The organism is Pseudomonas sp. F2 (assembly GCF_057174385.1).
Map to the genome: position 1 here is coordinate 5,354,117 of NZ_CM169904.1, position 26,109 is coordinate 5,380,225.

General features: G+C 59.4%; 23 protein-coding genes. 14 read left to right on the forward strand and 9 right to left on the reverse strand.

Annotated features, from left to right (window positions below):
• Positions 1-6: 6 nt before the first annotated feature.
• The 5 genes from AC193Q_RS24010 to AC193Q_RS24030 all read right to left on the reverse strand — a co-directional run bounded on the left by AC193Q_RS24010 (position 7) and on the right by AC193Q_RS24030 (position 7,605).
• Positions 7-2,817, reverse strand: a complete 2,811-nt coding sequence (locus AC193Q_RS24010; RefSeq protein WP_483878890.1) for an FAD-binding and (Fe-S)-binding domain-containing protein — start codon at positions 2,815-2,817, stop codon at positions 7-9.
• Positions 2,814-3,485, reverse strand: coding sequence for a LutC/YkgG family protein (locus tag AC193Q_RS24015; protein WP_483878891.1), 672 nt, complete (start codon positions 3,483-3,485; stop codon positions 2,814-2,816). Before AC193Q_RS24015 ends, AC193Q_RS24010 begins: the two co-directional genes overlap by 4 nt.
• Entirely contained in the window at positions 3,485-4,939 is a 1,455-nt protein-coding gene (locus AC193Q_RS24020; protein WP_476284926.1) for a LutB/LldF family L-lactate oxidation iron-sulfur protein, read from the reverse strand. Before AC193Q_RS24020 ends, AC193Q_RS24015 begins: the two co-directional genes overlap by 1 nt.
• Positions 4,936-5,760: a (Fe-S)-binding protein gene (locus tag AC193Q_RS24025; protein ID WP_483878892.1), complete on the reverse strand. Its 825-nt coding sequence runs from the start codon at positions 5,758-5,760 to the stop codon at positions 4,936-4,938. The genes AC193Q_RS24020 and AC193Q_RS24025 overlap by 4 nt, the downstream gene beginning before the upstream one ends.
• Positions 5,761-5,910: 150 nt before the next feature.
• Positions 5,911-7,605: a lactate permease LctP family transporter gene (locus AC193Q_RS24030; protein WP_027610771.1), complete on the reverse strand. Its 1,695-nt coding sequence runs from the start codon at positions 7,603-7,605 to the stop codon at positions 5,911-5,913.
• A 261-nt stretch (positions 7,606-7,866) separates the two neighbouring features.
• Between AC193Q_RS24030 and AC193Q_RS24035 the strand changes: the two genes are divergently transcribed.
• Positions 7,867-8,634: an FCD domain-containing protein gene (locus AC193Q_RS24035; RefSeq protein ID WP_041066759.1), complete on the forward strand. Its 768-nt coding sequence runs from the start codon at positions 7,867-7,869 to the stop codon at positions 8,632-8,634.
• A gap of 104 nt (positions 8,635-8,738) precedes the next feature.
• On the opposite strand, the gene smpB is transcribed toward AC193Q_RS24035, so the two are convergent.
• Entirely contained in the window at positions 8,739-9,221 is a 483-nt protein-coding gene (gene smpB / locus AC193Q_RS24040; RefSeq protein ID WP_003221505.1) for an SsrA-binding protein SmpB, read from the reverse strand.
• 119 nt (positions 9,222-9,340) lie between these two features.
• On the opposite strand from smpB, the gene AC193Q_RS24045 reads away from it, so the two are divergent.
• The 3 genes from AC193Q_RS24045 to AC193Q_RS24055 are packed head-to-tail and all read left to right on the forward strand — an operon-like array spanning position 9,341 to position 11,493.
• The gene (locus AC193Q_RS24045) at positions 9,341-10,744 is read left to right on the forward strand and encodes a sodium-dependent transporter (protein ID WP_047291154.1); all 1,404 of its coding nucleotides are present in this window, start codon (positions 9,341-9,343) and stop codon (positions 10,742-10,744) included.
• Between the two features lie 7 nt (positions 10,745-10,751).
• Positions 10,752-11,186 (forward strand): type II toxin-antitoxin system RatA family toxin, encoded by a 435-nt coding sequence (locus AC193Q_RS24050; RefSeq protein WP_003221509.1) that lies wholly within the window; start codon positions 10,752-10,754, stop codon positions 11,184-11,186.
• Positions 11,179-11,493 (forward strand): RnfH family protein, encoded by a 315-nt coding sequence (locus AC193Q_RS24055; protein WP_047291158.1) that lies wholly within the window; start codon positions 11,179-11,181, stop codon positions 11,491-11,493. The genes AC193Q_RS24050 and AC193Q_RS24055 overlap by 8 nt, the downstream gene beginning before the upstream one ends.
• Before the next feature lie 61 nt (positions 11,494-11,554).
• Here the strand turns inward: AC193Q_RS24055 and AC193Q_RS24060 are convergent, their stop codons facing one another.
• The gene (locus AC193Q_RS24060) at positions 11,555-12,082 is read right to left on the reverse strand and encodes an outer membrane protein assembly factor BamE (RefSeq protein ID WP_027610774.1); all 528 of its coding nucleotides are present in this window, start codon (positions 12,080-12,082) and stop codon (positions 11,555-11,557) included.
• Positions 12,083-12,179: 97 nt separating this feature from the next.
• Between AC193Q_RS24060 and fur the strand changes: the two genes are divergently transcribed.
• Entirely contained in the window at positions 12,180-12,584 is a 405-nt protein-coding gene (fur, locus tag AC193Q_RS24065) for a ferric iron uptake transcriptional regulator (RefSeq protein WP_003221515.1), read from the forward strand.
• A 75-nt stretch (positions 12,585-12,659) separates the two neighbouring features.
• Here fur and recN read toward each other — a convergent pair whose 3' ends face one another.
• Positions 12,660-14,333, reverse strand: coding sequence for a DNA repair protein RecN (recN, locus tag AC193Q_RS24070; RefSeq protein ID WP_483878893.1), 1,674 nt, complete (start codon positions 14,331-14,333; stop codon positions 12,660-12,662).
• A gap of 240 nt (positions 14,334-14,573) precedes the next feature.
• Between recN and grpE the strand changes: the two genes are divergently transcribed.
• The 8 genes from grpE to AC193Q_RS24110 all read left to right on the forward strand — a co-directional run bounded on the left by grpE (position 14,574) and on the right by AC193Q_RS24110 (position 25,044).
• Positions 14,574-15,140 carry a nucleotide exchange factor GrpE gene (grpE, locus tag AC193Q_RS24075; RefSeq protein WP_007961425.1) on the forward strand — a complete coding sequence of 189 codons (567 nt, stop codon included), beginning with the start codon at positions 14,574-14,576 and terminating at the stop codon, positions 15,138-15,140.
• 102 nt (positions 15,141-15,242) lie between these two features.
• Entirely contained in the window at positions 15,243-17,159 is a 1,917-nt protein-coding gene (gene dnaK / locus AC193Q_RS24080; protein ID WP_003221521.1) for a molecular chaperone DnaK, read from the forward strand.
• 296 nt (positions 17,160-17,455) lie between these two features.
• On the forward strand, positions 17,456-18,580 hold the full coding sequence (gene dnaJ / locus AC193Q_RS24085) for a molecular chaperone DnaJ (RefSeq protein ID WP_003221522.1): 1,125 nt from the start codon (positions 17,456-17,458) through the stop codon (positions 18,578-18,580).
• 9 nt (positions 18,581-18,589) lie between these two features.
• The gene (gene dapB / locus AC193Q_RS24090; protein ID WP_483878894.1) at positions 18,590-19,396 is read left to right on the forward strand and encodes a 4-hydroxy-tetrahydrodipicolinate reductase; all 807 of its coding nucleotides are present in this window, start codon (positions 18,590-18,592) and stop codon (positions 19,394-19,396) included.
• Positions 19,397-19,653: 257 nt separating this feature from the next.
• Complete coding sequence (carA, locus tag AC193Q_RS24095) at positions 19,654-20,790, forward strand: glutamine-hydrolyzing carbamoyl-phosphate synthase small subunit (protein WP_047291163.1); 1,137 nt, start codon at positions 19,654-19,656, stop codon at positions 20,788-20,790.
• Positions 20,791-20,916: 126 nt separating this feature from the next.
• Positions 20,917-24,138, forward strand: a complete 3,222-nt coding sequence (gene carB / locus AC193Q_RS24100) for a carbamoyl-phosphate synthase large subunit (protein ID WP_047291165.1) — start codon at positions 20,917-20,919, stop codon at positions 24,136-24,138.
• Complete coding sequence (greA, locus tag AC193Q_RS24105; protein WP_041066788.1) at positions 24,135-24,611, forward strand: transcription elongation factor GreA; 477 nt, start codon at positions 24,135-24,137, stop codon at positions 24,609-24,611. The genes carB and greA overlap by 4 nt, the downstream gene beginning before the upstream one ends.
• A 28-nt stretch (positions 24,612-24,639) precedes the next feature.
• On the forward strand, positions 24,640-25,044 hold the full coding sequence (locus AC193Q_RS24110) for an MFS transporter (protein WP_483878895.1): 405 nt from the start codon (positions 24,640-24,642) through the stop codon (positions 25,042-25,044).
• Positions 25,045-25,053: 9 nt separating this feature from the next.
• Here the strand turns inward: AC193Q_RS24110 and AC193Q_RS24115 are convergent, their stop codons facing one another.
• Positions 25,054-25,362, reverse strand: a complete 309-nt coding sequence (locus AC193Q_RS24115; protein WP_003221534.1) for a YhbY family RNA-binding protein — start codon at positions 25,360-25,362, stop codon at positions 25,054-25,056.
• 101 nt (positions 25,363-25,463) lie between these two features.
• Between AC193Q_RS24115 and rlmE the strand changes: the two genes are divergently transcribed.
• Positions 25,464-26,093 (forward strand): 23S rRNA (uridine(2552)-2'-O)-methyltransferase RlmE, encoded by a 630-nt coding sequence (gene rlmE / locus AC193Q_RS24120; RefSeq protein WP_003221536.1) that lies wholly within the window; start codon positions 25,464-25,466, stop codon positions 26,091-26,093.
• The last annotated feature ends 16 nt before the right edge of the window (positions 26,094-26,109 follow it).

Sequence of the window (26,109 nt, forward strand, 5' to 3'; positions counted from 1 at the left end):
TTTTCTTCAGCAGGCCTTGGCCCGGGTCACCCGATCCACCAGATAGACCAGCCCGTGATAGTCGATGCCGCCGTGTTGCGTCAGGCCGATCTCACAGGTGCGGCTGGTGGAAATGCCTTCGCTGCAATGCTGCACCGCGTCCTTGAGGGTGCGCAGCGAATGGCTGTTCAACTCCGGGGTGGTGAAGCCCTTGTCACCGGCAAACCCGCAACAATGAATGCCTTCCGGAATCACCACGTTTTTGCTGCATTTGCGCGCCAGATCGATCAGCGCCTGGCTCTCGCCCAGATGCTGGGTGCTGCAGGTCACGTGAACCGCAATCGGTGCCTCTTGCGGGGTGAACTCCAGTCGATCGAGAAGGTGCGTACGAATGAAGCGCACCGGGTCGTACAGATCCAGGCGAACATTTCCCACGTCCTGCACCAGGCGCAAGGTGCAGGGGCTGGTGTCGCAATAGATCGGATCGAGCCCGCCGCGACTGGCATGAAGGAGGGCGCTAATCAGTTCCTGGCGCTTGTGTTCGGCTTGCTCGGCGTAGCCTTTGGAGGCAAACGGCTGACCGCAGCAGAGGTTGTCCTGATTGTCCGGGATCACCACCTGGTAACCGGCCTTTTCCAGTAGGCCACGGGTTTTGTCGTACAGCGACATCTGCTCCTTGTCACCCGCCGCCGGGCCCATCACCCGCGATACGCACGCCGCCAGATACACCACCCGCGGGCGCTCATCCGACACACTCGGGTTGAAGCGAATGGCTTTTTCCGGTTGCGGCATCGCGTTGGTCCACAGCGGCACCTGGCCCTTGGACAAGCGCGTCAGGGTTGCCGACAGCTTCGCCAGACGCGGTGCGCCCAGCAGCATCCGTGCGCCATTGGCCACGTGCAAAGTGAAACGTGCACCTTGCAGGGTCTTGGCGAAATTTCCTTCGATCCAGTCAGCGGTTTTCTGATGCGTCGCGTGTCGGCCGCGAAGCTTTTTCACCAGTTCGCCGGTATTGATGCCCACAGGGCAACGCTGAGCGCACAAACCGGTCGCGGCGCAGGTCTCGATGCCTTGGTATTCGTAGGCTTGTTCCAGCTCGGTGGTGTCAACGCCGGCGCGTTTTTTCGCCTGAATGTCACGCCAAATGACGATGCGCTGGCGCGGGCTGAGGGTCAGGCCTTTCGACGGGCAGACCGGTTCGCAGAAGCCGCACTCGATGCATTTATCAACAATCTCGTCCGCCGCTGGCAGCGGCTTGAGATGCTTGAGGTGGATCTGCGGATCTTCGCTGAGCACCACGTCCGGGTTGAGGATGCCGTTGGGGTCGAGCAGGCGTTTGAGCTGCCACATCAACTGATACGCATCGCTGCCCCATTCCAGCTCAACGAACGGCGCCATGTTGCGCCCGGTGCCGTGTTCAGCCTTCAACGAACCGCCGAATTCCACCGCTACCAGTTGCGCGACGTCGTCCATGAACGCTTGATAGCGTGCGACTTCTTCCGGACTGTTGAAGCCTTGGGTGAAGACGAAATGCAGATTGCCTTCCAGCGCGTGTCCGAAAAGGATCGCTTCGTCGTAGGCATGTTTGTCGAACAGCTCAATCAGGCGGTTGACGCCGATCGCCAGTTGCTCGACCGGGAAGGTCACGTCTTCGATGATCACCGTGGTGCCGGTTTTACGCACGGCACCGACGGCGGGGAAGGTGTCCTTACGGATGGCCCAGAGCTTGGCGTTCTCGGCCGGGTCTTCGGTGAAATCGACCTGTTTTTCCACCGGGAAACGGGTCAGCGAAGCCATGATCTGCGCCAGTTGTTCCTGCAGCAAAGAGGAAGAGGCGGCGCGGGATTCGATCAGCAGCGCGCAGGCATTGTTCGACAGGTGTTGTACGAAATCCGGCATGCCGGGTTTGTCCTGCACCGAGCGCAGGCTGCGTCGGTCCAGCAGTTCCACCGCTGATACCGGTTGGTTTTTCAGCACCGTGACCGCGTTGCAGCAGGTTTCCACATCCGGGAACACGATCAGTGCCGACGCCTTGTTCGGGTGGTCGATCACTGTGTCATAGGTCACCGCACTGATGAAGCCGAGGGTGCCTTCGGAGCCGACCAGCAGGTGGCTCAAGATATCCACAGGCTCGTCGAAATCCACCAGGGCGTTGAGTGACAGGCCGGTGGTATTTTTCAGACGGTATTTGTGGCGGATTCTCGCCGCCAGTTCGGCATTGGCGCGGGTCTCACGGCCCAACGTCGCCAGACGCTCCAGCAGTTCGCCGTGGCTTTCGCGAAACGCGGCGACACTGGCTGCGTCTTCAGTGTCGAGACGGGTGCCGTCGGCCAGTACCAGACGAATTCCGGCCAGTGTGTGATAAGTGTTTTGCGCGGTGCCGCAGCACATGCCGCTGGCGTTGTTGGCGACGATGCCGCCGATCTTGCAGGCGTTGATCGACGCCGGATCCGGGCCGATCTTGCGCCCGAACGGTGCCAACCACGCGTTGGCTTGCGCGCCGATCACGCCCGGCTGTAGACGAATCTGCAGGCCTTGATCACGAATCTCGCGAGCGTTCCAGTTATCCCCCAGCACAATCAGCACCGAATCGCTGATCGCCTGCCCGGACAAACTGGTGCCGGCGGCGCGGAAGGTCACCGGGACTTGATCGCGCTGGGCCAGTTTCAGCAGCGCTATCACTTCGTCTTCGGACTCGACGCGGATCACCAGTTTGGGAATCAGCCGATAAAAACTGGCGTCGGTGCCGAAGGCCAAGGTCGACAGCGGATCGTCGAAGCGGCGCTCCGCTGGAATCAGTTGCTGCGCATCACGCAGGAAATTCACCGGAAGCGTCATTGGTCCTCCAGGATCAGTACCACCAGGTCTTTCGGGCCGTGAGCGCCGTAGGCCAGCACTTGCTCGATGTCGGCGGTTTTCGACGGGCCGGATACCAGCAGCGCATTGGTCGGCATGCCTTGTGCCCACTCGAATTCCTGTTGCACCTGATAGAAGTTGTCGCGGATTTCGCTGGCCTTGAGCAGGGCGAAATGCACCGGCGGCACCAGGCTCATCAGTCGCGGCTCTTCACGGGTTGGCCAGAGAATCAGGCTGCCGGTGGCGGCGATGGCGCCGAGGGTGCCGGTCAGGCTGGCCGGAGTGTCGTTGAACAGTTCGGCTTTCCACTCCTCCATCGGCCGGTTGTAGTACTTCAGCGTCGGCAGATCAGGATTGTTCGCCCAGTGTTGTGAGACGCGTTGCCCGTGAGGCGTCGTCGGTGCAATCAGCAGGCTCGGCATCTGACGGTCACGCAGTAATTGCGCGAGTAGCGCCGGCCAGTCTGCGCCGGTGGTCACATGGATTTCGGTGTGCACCGCTTCCATAAGTTTGCGCAGCTGCGGGATACGTTGCTCGGCGCTGTAGGTGTAAGGCTGGGTCACCAGATCGACGTCGAAGTCGTCGGCAATCGGTGTGGCACCGGTCAGACTTTTCCGCAGCTTGGCGAGGATATTTTGCTTGGCGCTCATCAGCGGTCTCCCTGTTTGCCCAGATGCTCGCGGGCCATGTCGTGCAGTGAGCGGGCGGCGGGTTTTGGTGCGCTGTGGTTTTGCGTCCACGGGCCGACATTGCTCGGGGTCATGGCACGCAGGCGCGTGGCGAAGAACCCGAACAACCGATACAGCGTCGGCGAGCTGTTGAGTTTCGCCCAGGCGTTCCAGATGAAGCGTTCCTTGCGCGAATACTTGCTGCCCTGGCCGCGCATCACTTGGTGTGGAGCGTCCGGGGCTTTGACGTTTTCTTCGCGCAATCGGCGCAGAATTGCCGGGATCGGAATTTTCACCGGGCACACTTCACCGCAGGCACCGCACAACGACGAAGCGCTCGGGTGGTCCGGGACTTTCGCCAGACCGACCATGTGCGGGGTGATGATTTTGCCGATCGGTCCCGGATAAACCTCGCCGTAGGTGTGACCACCGACGCGGGTGTAAACCGGGCAATGGTTCATGCACGCGCCACAGCGGATGCAGTTCAGGGTCTGGCGCAGTTCGCTGTCGGCGAAGGCCTGGCTGCGACCGTTGTCGAGCAGCACCAGATGCACTTCCTGCGGGCCGTCGAGTTCATGTTCCTTGCGCGGGCCGGAGATCATGTTGACGTAGGTGGTAATCGGAATGCCCAGCGCCGAGCGGGTCAGCAGCGACAACAGCGGCACCACGTCGCGCAGGTTTTCCACGACCTTTTCGATGCCGGTGACGGCGATGTGCACCGGCGGTACGGTGGTGGTCATGCGCCCGTTGCCTTCGTTTTCCACCAGCAGCAGGGTGCCGGTTTCGGCCACGGCGAAGTTGACGCCGGAAACGCCGATGTCCGCTTCGAAGAATTTCTGCCGCAGGACTCTGCGACCGATCTGAATGAGTTGGTCAACGTCCTTGGTGTACTCCACGCCAAGTTTGTCGTGGAACAAGGACGCGACCTGACCGGCATTCTTGTGGATCGCCGGCATAATGATGTGTGAAGGCTTCTCGTGGTCGAGCTGGACGATGTATTCCCCCATGTCGGATTCCAGGCATTCAACACCTTGAGCCTCGAGGAAATGGTTCATCTCCATCTCTTCGCTGACCATCGATTTGCCCTTGATCACTTGCCGCGCCTCGTGAGCGCGGATGATCGAAAGGACGATGCCATTGGCTTCGTCCACCGTTTCCGCCCAGTGCACTGTCACACCGTTGCGGGTCAGGTTCTGTTCCAGTTGCTCGAGCAGGTCGGGCAACTTGGAGAGCGCGCGCGCCCTGATCGAGTTGCCCAGGGCACGCAAGTGTTCTCTTTCGTGGGCATCGCTGAACGCCGCTGCCCGCTTGGTCATCAGTGAATCCATGGCAGTACGGAAGTTGTTCCGTAACTGCTGATCACCCAAGGCGTTGTGCGCCCGGGTGCGGAAGTCTTCTTCTACGGCAACCGTAGGAATAATCGTCGAGGTGCTCATTGCGCACCTCCGGTTCGTTGCCACAGAAAGCTGGCGAGATGTTGCCCGCGCAGCGCTTCTTTTTGTTTCTCCAATGCGCCGTTGATGTTCATCAAACAGCCACAGTCGGCGCTCAACACTTTGTGTGCGCCGGAATCCTTCAACGCTTTGGTCTTGTCAGCCACCATCGCGCCGGAAATGTCTGGCATACGGACGCTGAATGTCCCACCGAAGCCACAGCATTCGCTTTCGTGATCGTGGTTGACCCGTTCCACGTTGCTCAACTGCGCCAACAGCTCGCGGCCGTGCAGGTGGGTGTTCATTTCGCGACGTGCCGAACACGAAGTGTGCAGCGCCACTTTGACCGGTTCGCCGCTGTCCTTGAGCTGCACCTTGCAGACAAGCAGCAGAAACTCAGCCAGTTCATAAGTGCGGGCCGCGAGGGCCTGTACCTGTTTCAACGTTTGCGGCTCGTCCTTGAACAAGTCCGCGTAATGCTCGCGCAGCATGCCCGCGCAGGAACCCGACGGCACCACCACCGGATAATCCCCGGCAAACAACGCCAGTTGCGCGCGCGCGACCGTCCGCGCCTGCTCGGTGTAACCCGAGGTGTAGGCCGGTTGCCCGCAGCAGCTCTGCCCTTGCGGGTACTCGACGCGGATGCCTTCGCGCTCCAGCAAATGGATCGCGTCCATCCCGGCTTCGGGGTAGAACAGGTCGACCACGCACGTGCCGAACAGGTAGACCCGCGACGGTTTCTCGCTGGGGTATTGCCGAGGTTCGGGCAGCGGCGGTGCGACGCGCGTGGCGTTGGGCACAGCGTTGTAAAAAAGCTCGCTCATCAGGCGTGTCTCCGGGTGGGCCCGGTTATCCGTCTGTGGCGGCTGCTGAATATAAAGCGCCTTGCTTTCAGCAGCCTTACAGACCGGGTGGTGAATTGCTGACGCCGGAATCACGAACCGGCGTCGGTTATTTCCGTTTTGTTTATAGGATCAGTGCACCAGCATGCCGGTGAACCAGTAGGCCTGGGCCAGCGTGATCAGGCCTACGATCGTGGCAAAGAATAGGCTGTGCTTGAGGGTGAAGCGGAACAGATCCGATTCCTTGCCCACCAGCCCGGTCGCGGCGCAGGCCACGGCGATCGATTGTGGCGAGATCATCTTGCCGGTCACGCCGCCGCTGGTGTTGGCTGCCACCAGCAAGGTGTCGTTGACGCCGATCTGGTGTGCGGTGGTCGCCTGCAGCGAACTGAACAGCGCGTTGGACGAAGTATCGGAACCGGTGAGGAACACGCCCAGCCAGCCGAGGAACGGCGAGAAGAACGGGAAGGCTGCGCCGGTCGCGGCCAGGACCAGCGCCATGGTCGAAGACATCCCCGAGTAGTTGGTGACGAAGGCGAAGGCCAGCACCATGCCGATCGACAGAATAGGCCAGCGCAGTTCGTAGAAGGTCTCTTTCAAAGTGGTCAGACCAGTTTTGAAGTTGATCTTCAGCACCAGCATCGAGATCAATGCCGAGAAGAAGATCGCTGTGCCGGTCGCGGAAATCGGGTCGAGTTTGAACACCGCCGGAATCGCAGTCGGTGTGGCCACGATCGGCGCGGTCTTGATCACCAGTTGATCCAGGTGCGGGATGGCGAAGTTGAATACCCAGGCGTACATCGAACCGCCAGCGGCGAACATGGCTTTGAAGGGTTTCAGCGTCCAGATGGTTACCAGCACGGTAAGGATCAGGAACGGCGACCAGGCGATGAAAATTTCCCAGAGGCTGTAAGGCGACGCCACGGTGCTGCGCTTCTGGCCGAAACCGCCAGCGCTGGCGGTTACCACCGAGGCCGACACGGCGCCGGCGATGTGCTGACCGGCGGCGCGTTTTGGTTGCCAGACTTTGAGGAACAGGGTCAGGGAAATCAGGCTGGCCAGGGCCGAGGTGATGTCCGGCAGCTCCGGGCCGATGAAGTTCGAAGTGAAGTACTGGGTCACGGCGAAGCTCAGGCCTGCAACCAGTGCTGCCGGCCAGGTTTCACGCACACCACGCAGGCCGTCCATCATGAACACCAGCCAGAACGGTACGAACAGCGACAGCAGTGGCAGTTGGCGACCGGTCATGGCGCCGATCTTGAACGCGTCGATGCCCGTCACCTGACCGGCCACGATGATCGGAATCCCCAGTGCGCCGAACGCCACCGGCGCGGTGTTGGCAATCAGGCACAGGCCGGCGGCGTACAGCGGGTTGAACCCGAGACCGACCAGCAGCGCGGCGGTAATGGCCACTGGCGCGCCGAAGCCGGCGGCACCTTCGAGGAACGCGCCGAAGCAGAAACCGATCAGCAACACCTGCAGGCGCTGGTCGTCGGTGATCGACAGCACCGAACTGCGAATGACCTCGAACTGACCACTCTTGACCGTCAGTTTGTAGAGGAACACCGCCGCGACGATGATCCAGGCAATCGGCCACAGACCATAGGCAAAGCCGTATCCGGCAGCGGCGAAAGCCATGTCGACCGGCATGTGAAAGGCGAAAATCGCCACGGCAATCGACAGGGCGAGCGTGATGCTGCCGGCCACATGACCCTTGAGGCGGAACACCGCCAGAGCCAGGAAGAAGAAAACGATGGGGATGACGGCCGCGAGTGCGGAGACGCCGAGACTGCCGAGCGGGGTGTAGAGCTGTTGCCAGGTTTGCATATGGGGTGGCCCCTAATTGTTGTTGGTCAGGCACTGTCAGCGTTCTTGGTTAATTGGTAATACCAATTTACAATCGCTGTTGGCTAGGGTAAAAGCCTTGATATCGGTGTGTCAATTTGTCGCCCTGAAACTTTTGTCGAATAAGCGGTGCAGAAGGCATCTGATCCGGTCGGGCAAATGTGCTCTGACAGGTGTCGGCGGGGCGCCGATAGGCCAGAATAGAGAGCCCGGCGAGCGGTCGGGATCGTGGAGAAATGAGTTATGGGGTTTGATCAGATTCGTCAGCGCCGTTTGTCTGACGATATTGTCGAGCGCCTCGAGGGGATGATCCTCGAGGGCACGCTGAAGTCCGGCGAGCGGCTTCCGGCTGAGCGCACCTTGGCCGAGCAGTTCGGCGTGTCGCGTCCGTCGTTGCGCGAAGCGATTCAGAAACTGGCGGCCAAGGGCTTGCTGGTCAGTCGCCAGGGCGGCGGCAATTACGTGGTGGAAACCCTCGGATCGACCTTCAGCGACCCCCTGCTATTGCTGCTGGAGAGCAACCCCGAAGCGCAGCGCGACTTGCTGGAGTTTCGGCACACTCTGGAGGCATCGTGTGCCTATTACGCAGCATTGCGCGCCACGGATGTGGATCGTGAGCGCCTGACCGCAGCGTTCAACGAGCTGCAGGATTGCTACACGCGGCATGACGAAGTGAGCCGGGTGGAAGAGGGCGCGGCGGACGCGAAGTTTCACTTGGCGATTGCCGAAGCCAGTCACAACGCGGTGCTGCTGCACACCATTCGCGGGCTTTTCGATTTGCTCAAGCGCAACGTGGTGACCAACATCGGCGGCATGTACAAACAGCGCACGGAAACCCGCGACATGCTGATCTCTCAGCACCGGGAGCTGTATCTGGCGATTATCGAAGGGCGTGCGGAGCAGGCGCGGGAGGTTTCCAGTCGGCACATTCTGTATGTGCAAGAGGTGCTGGAAGAGGTGCGGCAGGAAGTTCAGCGCATGGCTCGGGCGGAGCGGCGCAAGGGAATGTAGTTTTTAGAAGCAAAAAGATCGCAGCCTTCGGCAGCTCCTACACAGGAATGTGTCTTTCCCTGTAGGAGCTGCCGAAGGCTGCGATCTTTTCAGGCAGAAGAAATTTATTCTTCCTTGCCCTTGTTGCGCACGGCGCGCTGCAACTCACGACCGGCGTCGCGTTCGCGCTCGGTGTCACGCTTGTCGTATTCCTTCTTGCCCTTGCCCAGAGCAATCTCGCACTTGACCATGTGCTTGCTCCAGTAGAAGGACAGGCACACGCAGGCGTAGCCTTTCTGTTGCACGGCAGCGGCGAGTTTTTCCAGCTCGCGCTTATTGAGCAGCAGTTTGCGGGTGCGGGTCGGATCGGCGATGACGTGGGTGCTGGCGGTCATCAACGGCGTGATGTGACTGCCGAGAAGCCAGGCTTCGCCGTCCTTGAGCAGCACGTAACTGTCGACCAGTTGCAGCTTGCTTGCCCGCAGACTTTTTACTTCCCAGCCGGCCAGGACCAGACCAGCCTCGAAACGATGTTCGATGAAGTAATCGTGTCGCGCCTTTTTGTTCTGCGCGATGGTCCCTGTTGGGTGTTTCTTCTGTTTAGCCATAGGGGCGGCATTATATGGAGATAAATGATCCTCGGCTACGGTGATGCTGCGTGCTTGAGCAGGTTGAGTGAATCCCGGACAATGCGGCCTCTTTTTCTAACGCTTGGGCGTGATATTCAATGTCGACAGACAAGGTTTCTGTCCACGGCAGTTGGGCTAGCCGCTGGGTTTTCATATTCGCCGCGACCGGTTCGGCCGTGGGACTGGGCAGCATCTGGAAATTCCCCTACATGGTCGGGGTCTACGGCGGCGGCGCCTTCGTGCTGATGTTTCTCGCCTGCATCGCATTGATCGGGATCCCGGTCATGCTGGCGGAAACCCTGATCGGCCGTCGCGCACGGCAGAGTCCGGCGAACGCCTTGAAGGTGCTCGCGCGGGAGGCCGGGCATTCGGGCAAGTGGTCGTGGGGCGCGTTTGCCGGGATGATCACGGCGCTGCTGATCCTGTCTTTCTATAGTGTGGTCGGCGGCTGGTCGCTGGATTACATCATCGACATGGGGCGCGGCGACTTCCAGGGTGCTACGGCGGAGCAGGTCGGCGCTTATTTCGGCAATGTGATCTCCGATCCTTGGCGTCTGACACTTTGGCACACAGTTTTCATGCTGTTGTCGGCCGTGGTGATCGCCAAAGGCGTGGTTGCCGGGCTGGAGCGCAGCCTGCGGATCATGATGCCGCTGCTGTTCGTGATGGTGTTGGTATTGCTGGGTTACAGCATGACTACCGGGCATTTCATGGAAGGCGTGCATTTCATGTTCGACTTCCATCCGGAAAAAGTCCTCGACGGCTTGCTGCCCGCCATGGGCCACGCGTTCTTTTCCCTGAGCGTGGGCGTCGGCTCGATCATGATCTACGGCGCTTACATGACCAAGGAAGCCTCGCTCTCTGGCACCGTGGTCGGTGTGGCGCTGCTGGATACCTTTGTATCGCTGGTGGCCGGTCTGGCATTGTTTCCGATTGTGTTTGCTGGCGGTTTGAACCCTAGCGAAGGCCCAGGCCTGATGTTTGTCAGTCTGCCATTTGCCTTCGGTAACGTGGTTTTCGGCCAGTTGATGGGCGTGGTGTTCTTTGTGCTGGTGGCGATTGCCGCCTGGAGCTCGGCGATTTCCTTGCTTGAACCGATGGTGGCCTATCTGGTTGAGCGCACGAAAATCAGCCGTGGCTGGGTGACTTTCTGGCTGGCGTTCATCTGCTGGTTCGTCGGTCTGGGTACGGTTTTCTCTTTCAATATCTGGAAGGAAGCCAAATTTTTCGTGAACGAAGGCGGGCTGTTCCATCTCTACCAATGGGGTGCGGCGGGCGGTCTGGACTTCTTCGGCGTGATCGATTTCTTCACCTCGCGGATCATGTTGCCGCTCGGTGGCCTGTGCTTCGTGCTGTTTGCCGGTTGGGTGATGGGGCGTGATGCGGTGCGGGAGGAGTTGTCGATTCGTAACCCGGCGCTGTTTGCCCTGTCCTTGTTCTTGATGCGCTACGTGGCGCCTATCGGCATTCTTGTAGTGTTTGCCGCTCAGCTCTGGAAGTAACGCTTACATGACGACACATATTCAACGTTCGGCGTTGCTGCCATACCCGGCGCAATTCCTCTACGACCTGGTCAACGACGTCGCGCGTTACCCGGAATTCTTGCCATGGTGCTCGTCCGCCGAAGTGCTGGAAAGCTCGCCCGAGCACATGCGCGCCAGCGTTGGCGTGGCCAAGGGCGGTCTCAGTCAGCACTTCGTCACGCGCAATACGCTGGTGCCGGGGCAATCGATCGAGATGAACCTGGAAGAAGGCCCGTTCAACCAGCTGCATGGTGTCTGGGTCTTCAAGGCATTGAACGAGAAGGCCTGCAAGATCAGTCTTGACCTGTCTTTTGACTACGCCGGCCCGCTGGTGCGCGCGACGCTTGGCCCGCTGTTCAATCAGGCGGCGAATACGTTGGTGGATGCGTTCTGCCAGCGTGCCAAGCAGATGCATGGTTGATCCGGTGATCGAGATTGAAGTGGTGTATGCCGCCGTGGATCGTCAGCTTCTGCGCACTTTGAGCGTCCCGGAAGGGACGACAGTGCGAGAGGCGGTGCTCAAGTCAGGTATTGGCGATGAATTCCCGGAGCTGGATCTGAGTGATTGTCCGCTGGGGATCTTCGGCAAGGTGGTGGCTGATCCACGGGCTCGCTTGATTCAGGCGGGGGAGCGCATCGAGATCTACCGGCCGTTGCTGGCGGACCCGAAAGAGGTTCGACGCCTGCGGGCGGCCAAGGCTGCCGAGGCCAAAGCGCGAAATCAGTAGCCTGGCCAGATCGCAGGCAATAAAAAACCCGGAAATTCCGGGTTTTTTATTGCCTCGCGCATTACTGCGGCGAGGTGTCCAGCGGCTCAGGCGTCGGAACCGGAACGGTTTCAACACCGTCCACGTCCTTCTGGATCGAATCCAGCAAGGAGCCTGGTTTGGCGGGTTGTTCCGGCTTCGGCTTCTCGGCGTTTTCAGCAGGGGCGGTCACGCTGGTGCCACTGTCCTTTCCGAGAATGGCCTCGTCACGGCTTACGCCCGGCATGAAGTCACCGGACAGGCTGACAAGCTGGTCGTTGGAGTTGAAATTAACACTCACGCGCTCCTGCTGGCGTTCACCGCCACCAGGTTGCAGGCTGTACAGATAATCCCAGCGATCGGCATGGAACGTGTCGGTCAGCAGAGGGTTACCCATGATAAACCGTACTTGCCGACGGGTCATTCCCGGGCGTAACTGGTCTATCATGTCCTGCGTGACGACATTGCCCTGCTGGATGTCGATTTTGTAAACCCCGGGGAATGAACAACCGGCGAGTGCGAGCAGTCCCACAAAGGTGAAACTGGTTAGCAAGAGCTTGGTGTTTTGCATCGGTGGGCGACTTCCACTATCTTGGCTGGGACAACGTAAACGCCGATCATACCCGCATTAAGAGAAGCTGCGAAGCAGCATCGCGAGAAAGCTGACCATGGTTGAAAATAGCGAACTACGCAAAGCCGGCCTCAAAGTGACCCTGCCACGGGTCAAGATCCTGCAAATGCTCGATTCTACCGAGCAGCGTCACATGAGTGCCGAAGACGTCTACAAGGCGTTGATGGAAGCGGGCGAGGACGTCGGTCTGGCCACGGTTTACCGTGTTCTGACCCAGTTCGAAGCTGCTGGCCTCGTGGTCCGTCACAACTTCGACGGTGGCCACGCGGTATTCGAATTGGCTGACGGTGGCCACCACGACCATATGGTCAACGTGGAAACCGGTGAAGTCGTCGAATTCGTCAGTCCGGAAATCGAAAAGCTCCAGAAGGCAATTGCCGAGGAGCACGGTGTTGATCTGGTAGATCACAATCTGGTGCTGTACGTACGCAAGAAAAAGTAAGCATGTCGCGCGAATTTCAGGTTCGCGAAACGAACGAAGGCGACCCAAGGGTCGCCTTCGTGCTTTCTGCCGTTCTTAAACTTTTGCCGTGACCACCATTTTTTTCGCGTGAGCCAAGGACTCTTTGGTCAAGTCGATGCCGCCCAGCATCCGCGCCACTTCTTCTATGCGGTCGTTCTTGCTCAGCTTGGACACGGCAGTGTGAGTCGCCTGCTCGCCGCGAACCTTGTGCACAAATAAATGCTGATGACCCTGCGCCGCCACTTGCGGCAAATGCGTCACGGTCAGCACTTGGCCGCGATCGCCAAGACGCCGCAACAACTGACCGACGATTTCCGCTGTCGGCCCGCCGATACCCACGTCCACTTCGTCGAATACCAGGGTTGGCACCCGTGAGGTCTGCGCAGTGATCACTTGAATCGCCAGGCTGATCCGCGACAGCTCGCCACCGGAGGCTACTTTGGCCAGCGTCTTGAGCGGCTGGCCGGGGTTGGCGCTGACCAGCAGTTCGACTTGTTCCAGGCCGTTAGGCTGCAGTTCGTCGCTGGTATTGGCGCGCAGCTCGATGGTGAAGCGTCCGCCCGGCATGCCCAAACGCTGGATCTCTTGCTCCACGGCGCTGGCGAGGCTGCTGGCGGCCTGATGGCGCAAGTCGCTCAGTTCCCGGGCCTTCTCTTGATAATGGCGGGCATAAGAGGCCAGTTCATCACCCAGGCGTTCGATGGATTCGTCGTTGGCATTCAATGTCTCGATTTCATCGAGCAATTTCTGCTGCATCTCGGCGACTTCGGTTGGCTGGATCCGGTGCTTGCGCGCCAAGGTGTAAATCGCGTCGAGGCGTTCTTCCAGATACTGCAGGCGCGCCGGATCGGCATCGAAGTTGTCGAGGAAACGATTGAGCTCGCCCACGGCTTCTTCGACCTGGATCTGCGCGCTGGTCAGCAGGCTGCTGGCTTCGCCCAGCGCGCCGACCGAGTTGTTCACGCTCGACAGGCGATTGAGACTGGCGGTCAGTGCATTCAGTACATTGCCGGAATCGCTTTCGCTGCACTGCTCGACCACCTGTCGACAAATGCCAAGCAGGGTTTCGGCGTTGGTCAGATTCTTGTGTTCCTGCTCCAGCTGTTCCAGCTCGTTTTCGCCGAGGCCGAGGTTCTCCAGTTCTTCGAGCTGGTAGCTGAGCAATTGGTGACGCGCGCGTTGCTCGTCACCCGAGTTGGAGAGGCGCTCCAGTTCCTGGCGGGTCTGGCGCCAGCGCTGCGCGGCGAGTTGCACCTGGCGGGCCAGATCGGTAGCGCCGGCGTATTCGTCGAGCAGGCGCCGGTGAGTGTCGGTTTTCAGCAGGGACTGGTGTTCGTGCTGGCTGTGGATATCGATCAGCAGTTCGCCGAGGGCCTTGAGATCACCGAGCGGGCAGGGTGTGCCATTGATATAGCCGCGCGAACGGCCTTCGGCGGTGATCACCCGGCGCAGGATGCACGGGCCGTCGTTTTCGAGGTCGCGCTCGGCCAGCCAGGCGTGGGCTTCGGGAATGTCGACCAGGTCGAAGGTGGCCAGAATGTCGGCCTTGTCGGCGCCCGGGCGAACCACGCCGCTGTCGGCGCGGTCACCAAGGGTCAGGCCCAGGGCGTCGAGCATGATCGACTTGCCGGCGCCGGTTTCCCCTGTGATCACGCTCATCCCGCGATCAAGTTCGAGATCGAGATGTTCAACGATGGCGTAGTTGTGTACGGACAGGTGCACCAGCATAAAGGCCGCTCCCAGGCTTTAGGTCTGGTTATTTATACAGTGTTTTGTTTCGGCCTGACAATGCCCTCGTTTAGCTCGATTTGCTTGATCCGATCAAATGCTTAGTCCGAGCAGGAATGACAATGCAGCACTTTTTTGTAGGGTTAATCATTGCAGGCCCTTGAAGCCTGATTTTGCGGCCCCATATATCGGGGCAGAAGCGCGAGTACAGCTCGCGGACGTAATTGAAAGGAGAATTCTATGGCTGACGAACAGACAGTAGATACGCAAAATCCAGAAGCCAATCAGGCGCCCGAAACTTCGGGTGACGACCTGGCGACCCGTGTACAAGTGCTCGAAGAGCAGTTGGCCGCCGCGCAGGATCAGTCTCTGCGCGTAGCTGCCGATCTGCAGAACGTCCGCCGCCGTGCCGAGCAGGATGTCGAGAAAGCGCACAAGTTTGCGCTGGAAAAATTCGCCGGTGACTTGCTGCCGATCGTTGACAGCCTGGAGCGCGGTCTCGAATTGTCGAGCCCGGACGACGAAAGCATCCGTCCGATGCGTGAAGGCATCGAGCTGACCCTGAAAATGTTCCACGACACCCTCAAGCGTTATCAGCTTGAAGCGATCGATCCGCATGGCGAACCGTTCAACGCCGTTCACCATCAGGCGATGGCCATGCAGGAGAGCGCCGACGTTGAACCGAACAGCGTTCTGAAGGTGTTCCAGAAGGGCTACCAGCTCAACGGTCGCCTGTTGCGTCCGGCCATGGTTGTGGTCAGCAAGGCGCCGGCGCCAATTTCGCCTTCGATTGACGAGAAGGCTTGAAATTAGCCGCAAGGCCCCCATTTAGAAGTCAAGCGTTTAAGTATTACCGCAGTTAGCCACCACTGCTGCGGCAACAAAATCCAAAGTTTCGGGAGAGTGAACATGGGCAAAATTATCGGTATCGACCTGGGGACTACCAACTCCTGCGTCTCCGTGCTGGAAAACGGCGTAGCCAAAGTTATCGAAAACGCCGAAGGCGCGCGCACCACGCCGTCGATCATCGCTTACGCCAACGATGGTGAAATCCTCGTTGGTCAGTCGGCCAAGCGTCAGGCAGTGACCAACCCGCACAACACCCTGTACGCGGTGAAGCGTCTGATCGGTCGCAAGTTCGACGAAGAAGTCGTACAGAAAGACATCAAGATGGTCCCGTACAAAATCGCCAAGGCTGACAACGGCGACGCCTGGGTTGAAGTGAACGGCCAGAAAATGGCGCCGCCACAAATCTCGGCTGAAATCCTGAAGAAGATGAAGAAGACTGCCGAAGATTACCTCGGCGAGCCTGTGACTGAAGCGGTGATCACCGTTCCGGCCTACTTCAACGACAGCCAGCGTCAGGCGACCAAAGACGCCGGCCGCATCGCCGGTCTGGACGTTAAACGTATCATCAACGAACCAACCGCAGCGGCTCTGGCTTACGGTATGGACAAGGCCAAGGGCGATCACACCGTGATCGTTTACGACCTGGGTGGCGGTACTTTCGACGTGTCGGTGATTGAGATCGCTGAGGTTGACGGCGAGCACCAGTTCGAAGTGTTGGCCACCAACGGTGACACCTTCCTCGGCGGTGAAGACTTTGACATTCGTCTGATCGACTACCTCGTTGACGAATTCAAGAAAGAAAGCGGCATGAACCTCAAAGGTGACCCGCTGGCCATGCAGCGCCTGAAAGAAGCCGCTGAGAAAGCCAAGATCGAGCTGTCGTCCGCGCAGTCGACCGACGTCAACCTGCCGTACATCACTGCAGACGCCACCGGTCCTAAGCACCTGAATGTGAAGATTTCGCGTGCCAAGCTCGAAGCACTGGTTGAAGACCTGGTTCAGCGCACCATCGAACCTTGCCGTATCGCCATGAAAGACGCCGGTATCGACGTTGGCGCGATCAACGACGTGATTCTGGTCGGCGGTCAGACCCGTATGCCGCTGGTACAGAAGCTGGTGACCGATTTCTTCGGTAAAGAAGCACGTAAAGACGTGAACCCGGACGAAGCGGTTGCCATGGGTGCTGCGATTCAGGGCGCCGTTCTGGCCGGTGACGTGAAAGACGTTCTGCTGCTCGACGTCAGCCCGCTGACCCTGGGTATCGAAACCATGGGTGGCGTGATGACCGCGCTGATCGAGAAAAACACCACGATTCCTACCAAGAAATCGCAAGTGTTCTCGACTGCCGACGACAACCAGGGCGCCGTGACCATTCACGTCCTGCAGGGTGAGCGTAAGCAAGCTGCGCAGAACAAGTCCCTGGGCAAATTCGACCTGGCCGACATTCCACCTGCTCCACGTGGCGTGCCGCAGATCGAAGTGACCTTCGACATCGACGCAAACGGCATCCTGCACGTTGGCGCGAAAGACAAGGCGACCGGTAAAGAGCAGAAGATCACCATCAAGGCCAACTCCGGTCTGTCGGATGAAGAAATTCAGAAGATGGTTCGCGACGCCGAGCTGAACGCCGAGGAAGACCGCAAGTTCGCGGAGCTGGCTGAATCCCGTAACAAGGGTGACGCACTGGTTCACTCGACTCGCAAAATGGTCACCGAAGCGGGCGACAAGGTCAGCGCCGAAGAGAAGACCGCGATTGAAGCTGCCGTGGTTGCACTGGAAGCCGCTGTGAAAGGCGACGACAAGGCTGCCATCGAAGCGAAGATCGAAGAGCTGTCGAAAGTCTCGGCTCCGGTTGCCCAGAAGATGTACGCCGAACAGGCTCAGCCTGCTGAAGGCGCGGCGCCGCACGACGAGAAAGCTGAAAAGGCTGACGATGTTGTCGATGCCGAGTTCGAAGAAGTCAAAGACCACAAGTAAGTTGTTGGTCGGCCGGTTGACTGCCTTGCGGCGGTGACTGGTAGGATGTCGCCGCGCGGGAGCTTGCTCCCGCGTTGGCGTATCTGGAATACGTGAATTTTTACAGCATGCGACAAGCCTTGCATGCTGTTGGTATGGCCGGGAATGCTCCTGCTTTTCGTGCCGCAAGTACCACAAGAAACAAAGACCAGGATCGTTGAATTGACGTGAGTTGGGTCCGGGCCTGTATTGGGGCTCAACGAGTTTGGCCATCCTCAGGAGGGGTTTGCCGAACGTCCTCAAGAGTGCAAAGACTTATGGCAAAGCGTGACTATTACGAAGTATTGGGTGTCGAGCGTGGTTCAAGCGATGCAGACCTGAAAAAGGCCTATCGTCGCCTGGCGATGAAGCACCACCCGGACCGTAATCCCGATGACAAAGCGTCGGAAGAACTGTTCAAAGAGGCCAACGAAGCCTACGAAGTATTGTCCGATTCGAGCAAGCGCGCGGCCTACGACCAGTACGGTCATGCTGGCGTCGACCCAAGCATGGGTGGCGGTGGTGCCGGTTTCGGCGGGCAGAATTTCTCTGACATCTTTGGCGATGTCTTCAGTGACTTCTTCGGTGGCGGTCGCGGCGGTTCCCGTGGCGGCGCCCAGCGCGGCAGCGATTTGCGCTACACCCTGGAGCTGAATCTGGAAGAAGCGGTACGCGGTACCACCGTGAATATCCGCGTTCCGACACTGGTCAATTGCAAGCCATGCGATGGTTCCGGCGCGAAGAAAGGCTCGTCGCCATCGACTTGCCCGACCTGCGGCGGCATTGGTCAGGTGCGCATGCAGCAGGGCTTCTTCTCGGTGCAGCAGACCTGCCCGCGCTGCCATGGCCAAGGCAAGATCATTTCCGATCCGTGCGATTCCTGCCACGGCGACGGTCGCGTCGAAGAATACAAGACCCTGTCGGTCAAAGTGCCGGCTGGTGTTGATACCGGCGACCGCATTCGTCTGTCCGGCGAGGGCGAGGCGGGCACCCAGGGCGGCCCGACCGGCGACCTGTACGTGGTGATCAACGTGCGCGAGCACGACATCTTCCAGCGCGATGGCAAGCACCTGTTCTGCGAAGTGCCGATCAGCTTTGTTGATGCGGCGCTCGGCGGCGAGCTGGAAATCCCGACCCTCGACGGTCGCGTCAAATTGAAAATCCCCGAAGGCACCCAGACCGGCAAGCAGTTCCGTGTACGCGGCAAAGGCGTGGCGCCGGTGCGTGGCGGTGGTGCGGGCGACTTGATGTGCCGCGTAGCGGTCGAGACCCCGGTCAATCTGAATCGTCGTCAGCGCGAACTGCTCGAAGAATTCCGCAGCTCGCTGGCGGACGATAACAGCCACTCGCCGAAAACCACTGGTTGGTTCGATGGTGTGAAGCGCTTCTTCGGCGATCTGTAAGGAGTCGGCATGCGACGTATAGCTGTGATGGGCGCCGCCGGGCGCATGGGCAAGATTCTGGTCGAAGCCGTGCAACAGCGCGCGCCATTGACCGGCCTGACTGCGGCGATCGTTCGTCCCGGCAGTACGCTGATCGGAGTGGACGCCGGTGAGCTGGCTTCGCTGGGTCGTATCGGTGTGCCGTTGTCCGGCAACCTCGAATCGGTGGCTGAAGAGTTCGATGTGCTGATCGACTTCACCCTGCCGGAAGTGATGTTGAAAAACCTCGCGTTCTGTCGCAAGGCTGGCAAGGCCATGGTCATCGGCACCACCGGGCTCGACGCTGCGCAGAAGCAACTGCTGGCCGAGGCGGGCAAGGATATTCCGATCGTGTTTGCGGCCAACTTCAGTGTCGGGGTCAACCTGTCGCTGAAGCTGCTCGAAATGACTGCCCGGGTGCTGGGCGACGATGCCGACATCGAGATCATCGAGGCGCATCACCGGCACAAGATTGACGCGCCTTCGGGCACGGCGCTGCGCATGGGTGAAGTGATTGCCGATGCGCTGGATCGTGATCTGCAGAAAGTCTCGGTCTATGGTCGTGAAGGTCACACCGGGGCGCGCGAGCGGGAAACCATTGGTTTCGCCACCGTTCGCGGTGGTGATGTGGTCGGTGATCACACCGTGCTGTTTGCCTGCGAAGGCGAGCGCCTGGAGATCACGCACAAGGCTTCCAGTCGCATGACCTTCGCCAAGGGCGCGGTGCGTGCGGCGTTGTGGCTGGATGGCCGCGAGCCGGGTCTGTATGACATGCAGGACGTGCTCGACCTGCATTGATTGAATGTTTTACCCAGCGCAAACGCCCGGTTTGCGCTGGTTTTTCTCCACCGCGCGACGCCCTGTCGCATTCTCCGGCCTTTTAGGCTCTTTAGCGGTGGACCAAAAAAGCCTTTTTCTGTAAGCTACAGCTTTAGTGTGTCCACTAAAAGCGCGCAGAATAATTCAGTGAAGAAGCGGGGTGACGTGTCCATACGTCACTCCGCTTTTTTACAACCTGCGATTGCCCTTTCATGCGTTATTTACGGGAGGTCTTCTTGACTAAGCCAGCCATACTCGCCCTTGCTGATGGCAGCATTTTTCGCGGCGAAGCCATTGGAGCCGACGGTCAAACCGTTGGTGAGGTGGTGTTCAACACCGCAATGACCGGCTATCAGGAAATCCTTACCGATCCTTCCTACGCCCAACAGATCGTTACCCTGACTTACCCGCACATCGGCAACACCGGCACCACGCCGGAAGATGCCGAGTCCGACCGCGTATGGTCCGCTGGCCTGGTCATCCGTGACCTGCCGCTGGTAGCGAGCAACTGGCGTAACACGATGTCCCTGTCCGACTACCTGAAAGCCAACAACGTTGTGGCAATCGCCGGTATCGACACCCGCCGCCTGACCCGCATCCTGCGTGAAAAAGGCGCCCAGAACGGCTGCATCATGGCTGGCGACAACATCTCCGAAGAAGCTGCCATTGCTGCTGCGCAAGGCTTCCCGGGCCTGAAGGGCATGGATCTGGCGAAAGTCGTCAGCACCAAGGAAAAGTATGAATGGCGCTCCACTGTCTGGGATCTGAAGACCGACAGTCACGCGACCCTCGAAGCGTCCGAGCTGCCATACCACGTGGTTGCCTACGACTACGGCGTCAAGCTGAACATCCTGCGCATGCTGGTCGAGCGCGGCTGCCGCGTGACCGTGGTGCCGGCGCAAACCCCGGCAGCCGACGTGCTGGCGCTCAAGCCGGACGGTGTGTTCCTGTCCAACGGTCCTGGTGATCCGGAGCCTTGCGACTACGCGATCAAGGCGATCAAGGAAGTGCTGGAAACCGAGATTCCGGTCTTCGGTATCTGCCTTGGTCACCAGCTGCTGGCTCTGGCCTCCGGCGCCAAGACCCTGAAAATGGGCCATGGCCACCACGGTGCCAACCACCCGGTACAGGATCTGGACACAGGCGTCGTGATGATCACCAGCCAGAACCACGGTTTCGCGGTTGACGAAGCGACCCTGCCGGCCAACGTGCGTGCGATCCACAAATCGCTGTTCGATGGCACCCTGCAAGGCATCGAGCGCACCGACAAGAGCGCGTTCAGCTTCCAGGGCCACCCTGAAGCGAGCCCGGGCCCGAACGATGTGGCGCCCCTGTTCGACCGCTTCATCAACGAGATGGCCAAGCGACGCTAAGCGTTCGCCTTGAGACTGTAGCGAGAAGCCCTCGAGGGCGGCCCCGACACCGGTGGCGCCCCTCAGGGCTTCAGAAATCGATCAAGACGGCTTGCCGACTGACCTGCGGATTTGAGTGACAAACCCATGCCAAAACGTACAGACATTAAAAGCATCCTGATTCTCGGCGCTGGCCCGATCGTTATCGGCCAGGCCTGCGAATTCGACTACTCCGGCGCCCAGGCCTGCAAAGCCCTGCGCGAAGAGGGTTACCGCGTCATCCTGGTGAACTCCAACCCGGCCACCATCATGACCGACCCGGACATGGCTGACGCCACGTACATCGAGCCGATCAAGTGGCAGACCGTGGCCAAGATCATCGAAAAAGAGCGCCCGGACGCGGTGCTGCCAACCATGGGTGGCCAGACTGCACTGAACTGCGCCCTGGATCTGGAGCGCGAAGGCGTTCTGGAAAAGTTCGGCGTGGAAATGATCGGTGCCAACGCCGACACCATCGACAAGGCTGAAGACCGTTCGCGTTTCGACAAGGCCATGAAATCCATCGGCCTGGAATGCCCGCGTTCCGGTATTGCCCACAGCATGGAAGAAGCCAATGCCGTTCTCGAGCGTCTGGGTTTCCCATGCATCATCCGTCCGTCCTTCACCATGGGTGGCACCGGCGGCGGTATTGCCTACAACCGGGAAGAGTTCGAAGAAATCTGCGCCCGCGGTCTGGACCTGTCGCCGACCAAAGAGCTGCTGATCGACGAATCGCTGATCGGCTGGAAAGAATATGAAATGGAAGTTGTCCGCGACAAAAAGGACAACTGCATCATCGTCTGCTCGATCGAGAACTTCGACCCGATGGGCGTGCATACCGGTGACTCGATCACCGTTGCTCCGGCACAGACCCTGACCGACAAGGAATACCAGATCCTGCGTAACGCCTCGCTGGCGGTACTGCGCGAGATCGGCGTCGAGACCGGCGGCTCCAACGTGCAATTCGGTATCTGCCCGGACACTGGCCGCATGGTTGTGATCGAGATGAACCCGCGCGTATCGCGTTCCTCGGCACTGGCTTCGAAAGCCACCGGTTTCCCGATTGCCAAAGTCGCGGCCAAACTGGCTGTGGGCTACACCCTCGACGAACTGTCCAACGACATCACCGGCGGCAAGACCCCGGCGTCCTTCGAGCCGTCGATCGACTACGTTGTGACCAAGCTGCCACGTTTCGCCTTCGAGAAATTCGCCAAGGCTGACGCGCGCCTGACCACGCAAATGAAGTCGGTCGGTGAAGTCATGGCCATCGGCCGCACCTTCCAGGAATCCCTGCAGAAAGCCCTGCGCGGTCTGGAAGTGGGCGTTTGCGGGCTGGACGAGAAGCTCGACCTGAGCAACCCGGAAAGCATGAGCATCCTCAAGCGCGAGCTGACCGTGCCGGGCGCCGAGCGTATCTGGTACGTAGCGGACGCATTCCGCGCCGGCATGACCGTCGAAGACATTTTCGGCATGAACATGATCGACCCGTGGTTCCTGGTGCAGATCGAAGATCTGATCAAGGAAGAAGAGAAGGTCAAGACCCTCGGTCTGTCCGCTATCGACCGCGACCTGATGTTCAAGCTCAAGCGCAAAGGCTTCTCCGATCAGCGTCTGGCCAAACTGCTGGGTGTGACCGAGAAGAACCTGCGTACGCACCGTCAAAAACTGGAAGTGTTCCCGGTCTACAAGCGCGTTGACACCTGTGCCGCCGAGTTCGCCACCGACACCGCGTATCTCTACTCGACGTACGAGGAAGAGTGCGAAGCCGCGCCGTCCGGTCGCGACAAGATCATGATTCTGGGTGGTGGTCCGAACCGTATCGGCCAGGGCATCGAGTTCGACTATTGCTGCGTACACGCCGCCCTCGCACTGCGCGAAGACGGCTACGAAACAATCATGGTCAACTGCAACCCGGAAACCGTTTCCACCGACTACGACACGTCCGACCGTCTGTACTTCGAGCCGGTAACCCTGGAAGACGTACTGGAAATCTGCCGCGTCGAGAAGCCGAAAGGCGTGATCGTCCAGTACGGCGGCCAGACTCCGCTGAAACTGGCGCGTGCCCTCGAAGCCGCTGGCGTGCCGATCATCGGTACCAGCCCTGACGCCATCGACCGCGCCGAAGACCGTGAGCGCTTCCAGCAAATGGTTGAGCGCCTGAACCTGCGTCAGCCGCCAAACGCCACCGTGCGCAGCGAAGACGAAGCCGTTCGCGCTGCCGCGAAAATCGGTTATCCGCTGGTGGTGCGTCCGTCCTACGTACTGGGCGGCCGCGCGATGGAAATCGTCTACAAGGAAGACGAACTCAAGCGCTACCTGCGTGATGCGGTGCAGGTGTCCAACGACAGCCCGGTGCTGCTCGACCACTTCCTCAACTGCGCCATCGAGATGGACGTGGATGCGGTCTGCGACGGCAAAGACGTGGTGATCGGCGCGATCATGCAGCACATCGAACAGGCGGGCGTTCACTCCGGTGACTCCGCGTGCTCGCTGCCGCCGTACTCGCTGCCGGCGCACATCCAGGACGAGATGCGCGAACAGGTCAAGAAAATGGCCCTGGAGCTGGGCGTTGTCGGCCTGATGAACGTGCAACTGGCCCTGCAGGGCGAAGACATCTACGTCATCGAAGTCAACCCGCGCGCTTCGCGTACCGTACCGTTCGTGTCCAAGTGCATCGGTGTTTCCCTGGCAATGATCGCTGCACGCGTCATGGCCGGTAAGACCCTGAAGGAAATCGGCTTCACCAAGGAAATCATCCCGAACTTCTACAGCGTGAAAGAGGCGGTGTTCCCGTTCGCCAAATTCCCTGGCGTTGACCCGATCCTCGGCCCGGAGATGAAGTCCACCGGTGAAGTGATGGGCGTCGGCGACACCTTCGGTGAAGCCTTCGCCAAGGCCCAGATGGGCGCGAGCGAAGTGCTGCCGACCGGCGGTACCGCGTTCATCAGCGTGCGTGACGATGACAAGCCGCTGGTTGCAGGCGTGGCCCGTGATCTGATCAACTTGGGCTTCGAAGTGGTCGCCACTGCCGGTACTGCCAAGCTGATCGAAGCCGCAGGCCTGAAAGTGCGCCGCGTGAACAAGGTGACCGAGGGGCGTCCGCACGTGGTCGACATGATCAAGAATGACGAAGTCACCCTGATCATCAACACCACCGAAGGTCGTCAGTCGATCGCTGATTCCTACTCCATTCGTCGTAATGCCCTGCAGCACAAGATCTACTGCACCACTACCATTGCTGCGGGCGAAGCTATCTGTGAAGCGCTGAAGTTCGGTCCCGAGAAGACCGTACGCCGCTTGCAGGATCTACACGCAGGATTGAAGGCATGATCAAGTACCCAATGACCGTCCAGGGCGCAAAAGCCCTGGAAGAAGAACACGCTCACCTGACCAAGGTCGTTCGTCCGAAGCTCAGCCAGGACATCGGTACGGCTCGCGAGCTGGGTGATCTGAAGGAAAACGCCGAATACCATGCCGCCCGCGAACAGCAGGGCATGGTCGAGGCGCGGATCCGTGATATCGAAGGCCGGATCCAGAATCAGGTCATCATTGATGTCACGACCATTCCGCACACCGGCAAAGTGATCTTCGGTACCACTGTCGAAATCGCCAACGTCGAGACGGATGAAAGCGTCGCTTACCACATCGTGGGTGAGGATGAGGCTGACTTCAAACTCGGCAAGATTTCGGTCGGCTCGCCCTTGGCCCGTGCCTTGATCGGCAAGGAAGAGGGTGACGTGGTTGCCGTGAAAACGCCGAGTGGTGTTATCGAGTACGAGATTGTCGAAGTCCGTCACATCTGAAGGCAGGCGCCCGCTACGTGCGGGCACCATGCTTTGGCAGCTGACCCAGACGTTGTGGGTCGGCGGCTTCTGGCTGATTCATCTCGGTTTGCGACCGGTGCTGGGCAAGATTGGTCTGGCACCGTTGCTGATCGATGAGATTGCCGATGCGTTCGAAGTGTCGCTGGTGATTTTTGCCGCGGCCTGCGTGATTTTTCAGGCTTTGGTGCTGGTACGGGCCGAGGGCCTTGCCAGTCTGTGGCGGGATTTTCGCGGGCAGGTGTTGTTGATGGCACTGTATGCGTGTGCGATGTTTGTCGCCGTGCATGTCGGCTGGCCGCAAGCGCAGCGCTGGCAGGCATTCAGTTTTCTGCTGTTGGGCTTCTCTGGACTGGTGCTGGTGTTGCAGCCGCTACCGGGATGGAGTGGCAGGGTGCGCGAAGCACACCCTTGACCCTTGCCATCACTTGAAGCGATGAACGTTCGACAGCTGCTTGTTGACGCTGAAGTTCTTGCGATAAACCAGCGCCATCTTGCCGATGACCTGTACCAGATCAGCCTTGCCGACCTTGCACAGCTCTGCAATGTGCGCCAGGCGCGACTCGCGGTCGAGGATGTTGAGCTTGATCTTGATCAGCTCGTGATCCGCCAAGGCGCGTTCAAGTTCGGCTAATACACCTTCAGTCAGACCGTTGTCCGCCACCGTCAAAACCGGTTTCAGGTGGTGGCCAATGGATTTGTACTGTTTCTTCTGCTCTGGAGTGAGCGGCATAATCTGACCCTTTCGTCTGGATTCTGTAAAATGGCGGCCATTTTACCCGAGGGTTCGTGGATCCGCCCAATTAATCACGACCCTTATTATCGAGGTGCCCAATGGCGCGTTCCAAGACAAGCCTTGGTTGGCTGAAACGACATGTCAACGATCCTTATGTGAAGCAGGCGCAGAAGGATGGCTACCGCTCGCGTGCGAGTTACAAGCTTCTGGAGATCCAGGAGAAATACAAGCTGATCCGTTCCGGCATGAGCGTTGTCGACCTGGGTGCGGCGCCCGGCGGCTGGTCGCAGGTCACCAGCCGGCTGATCGGTGGTCAGGGGCGACTGATCGCTTCGGACATCCTGGAGATGGACAGTATCCCTGACGTGACCTTTATTCAGGGTGATTTCACCGAGGACGAAGTGCTCGCGCGAATCCTTGAAGCCGTGGGTAATTCACAGGTGGACCTTGTGATTTCCGATATGGCCCCCAATATGAGTGGTACGCCTGAAGTGGACATGCCAAAAGCCATGTTCCTTTGCGAGCTGGCGCTTGATCTGGCGGAGCGGATACTCAAGCCGGGTGGTAATTTTGTGATCAAGATTTTTCAGGGCGAAGGTTTTGATGTCTACCTGAAGGATGCTCGGAAGAAGTTCGACAAGATCCAGATGATCAAGCCGGACTCCTCCCGTGGCAGCTCCCGCGAGCAATACATGCTGGCTTGGGGTTACCGTGGCGGTAATGAGTAAAACGAGGTTTTTTGCC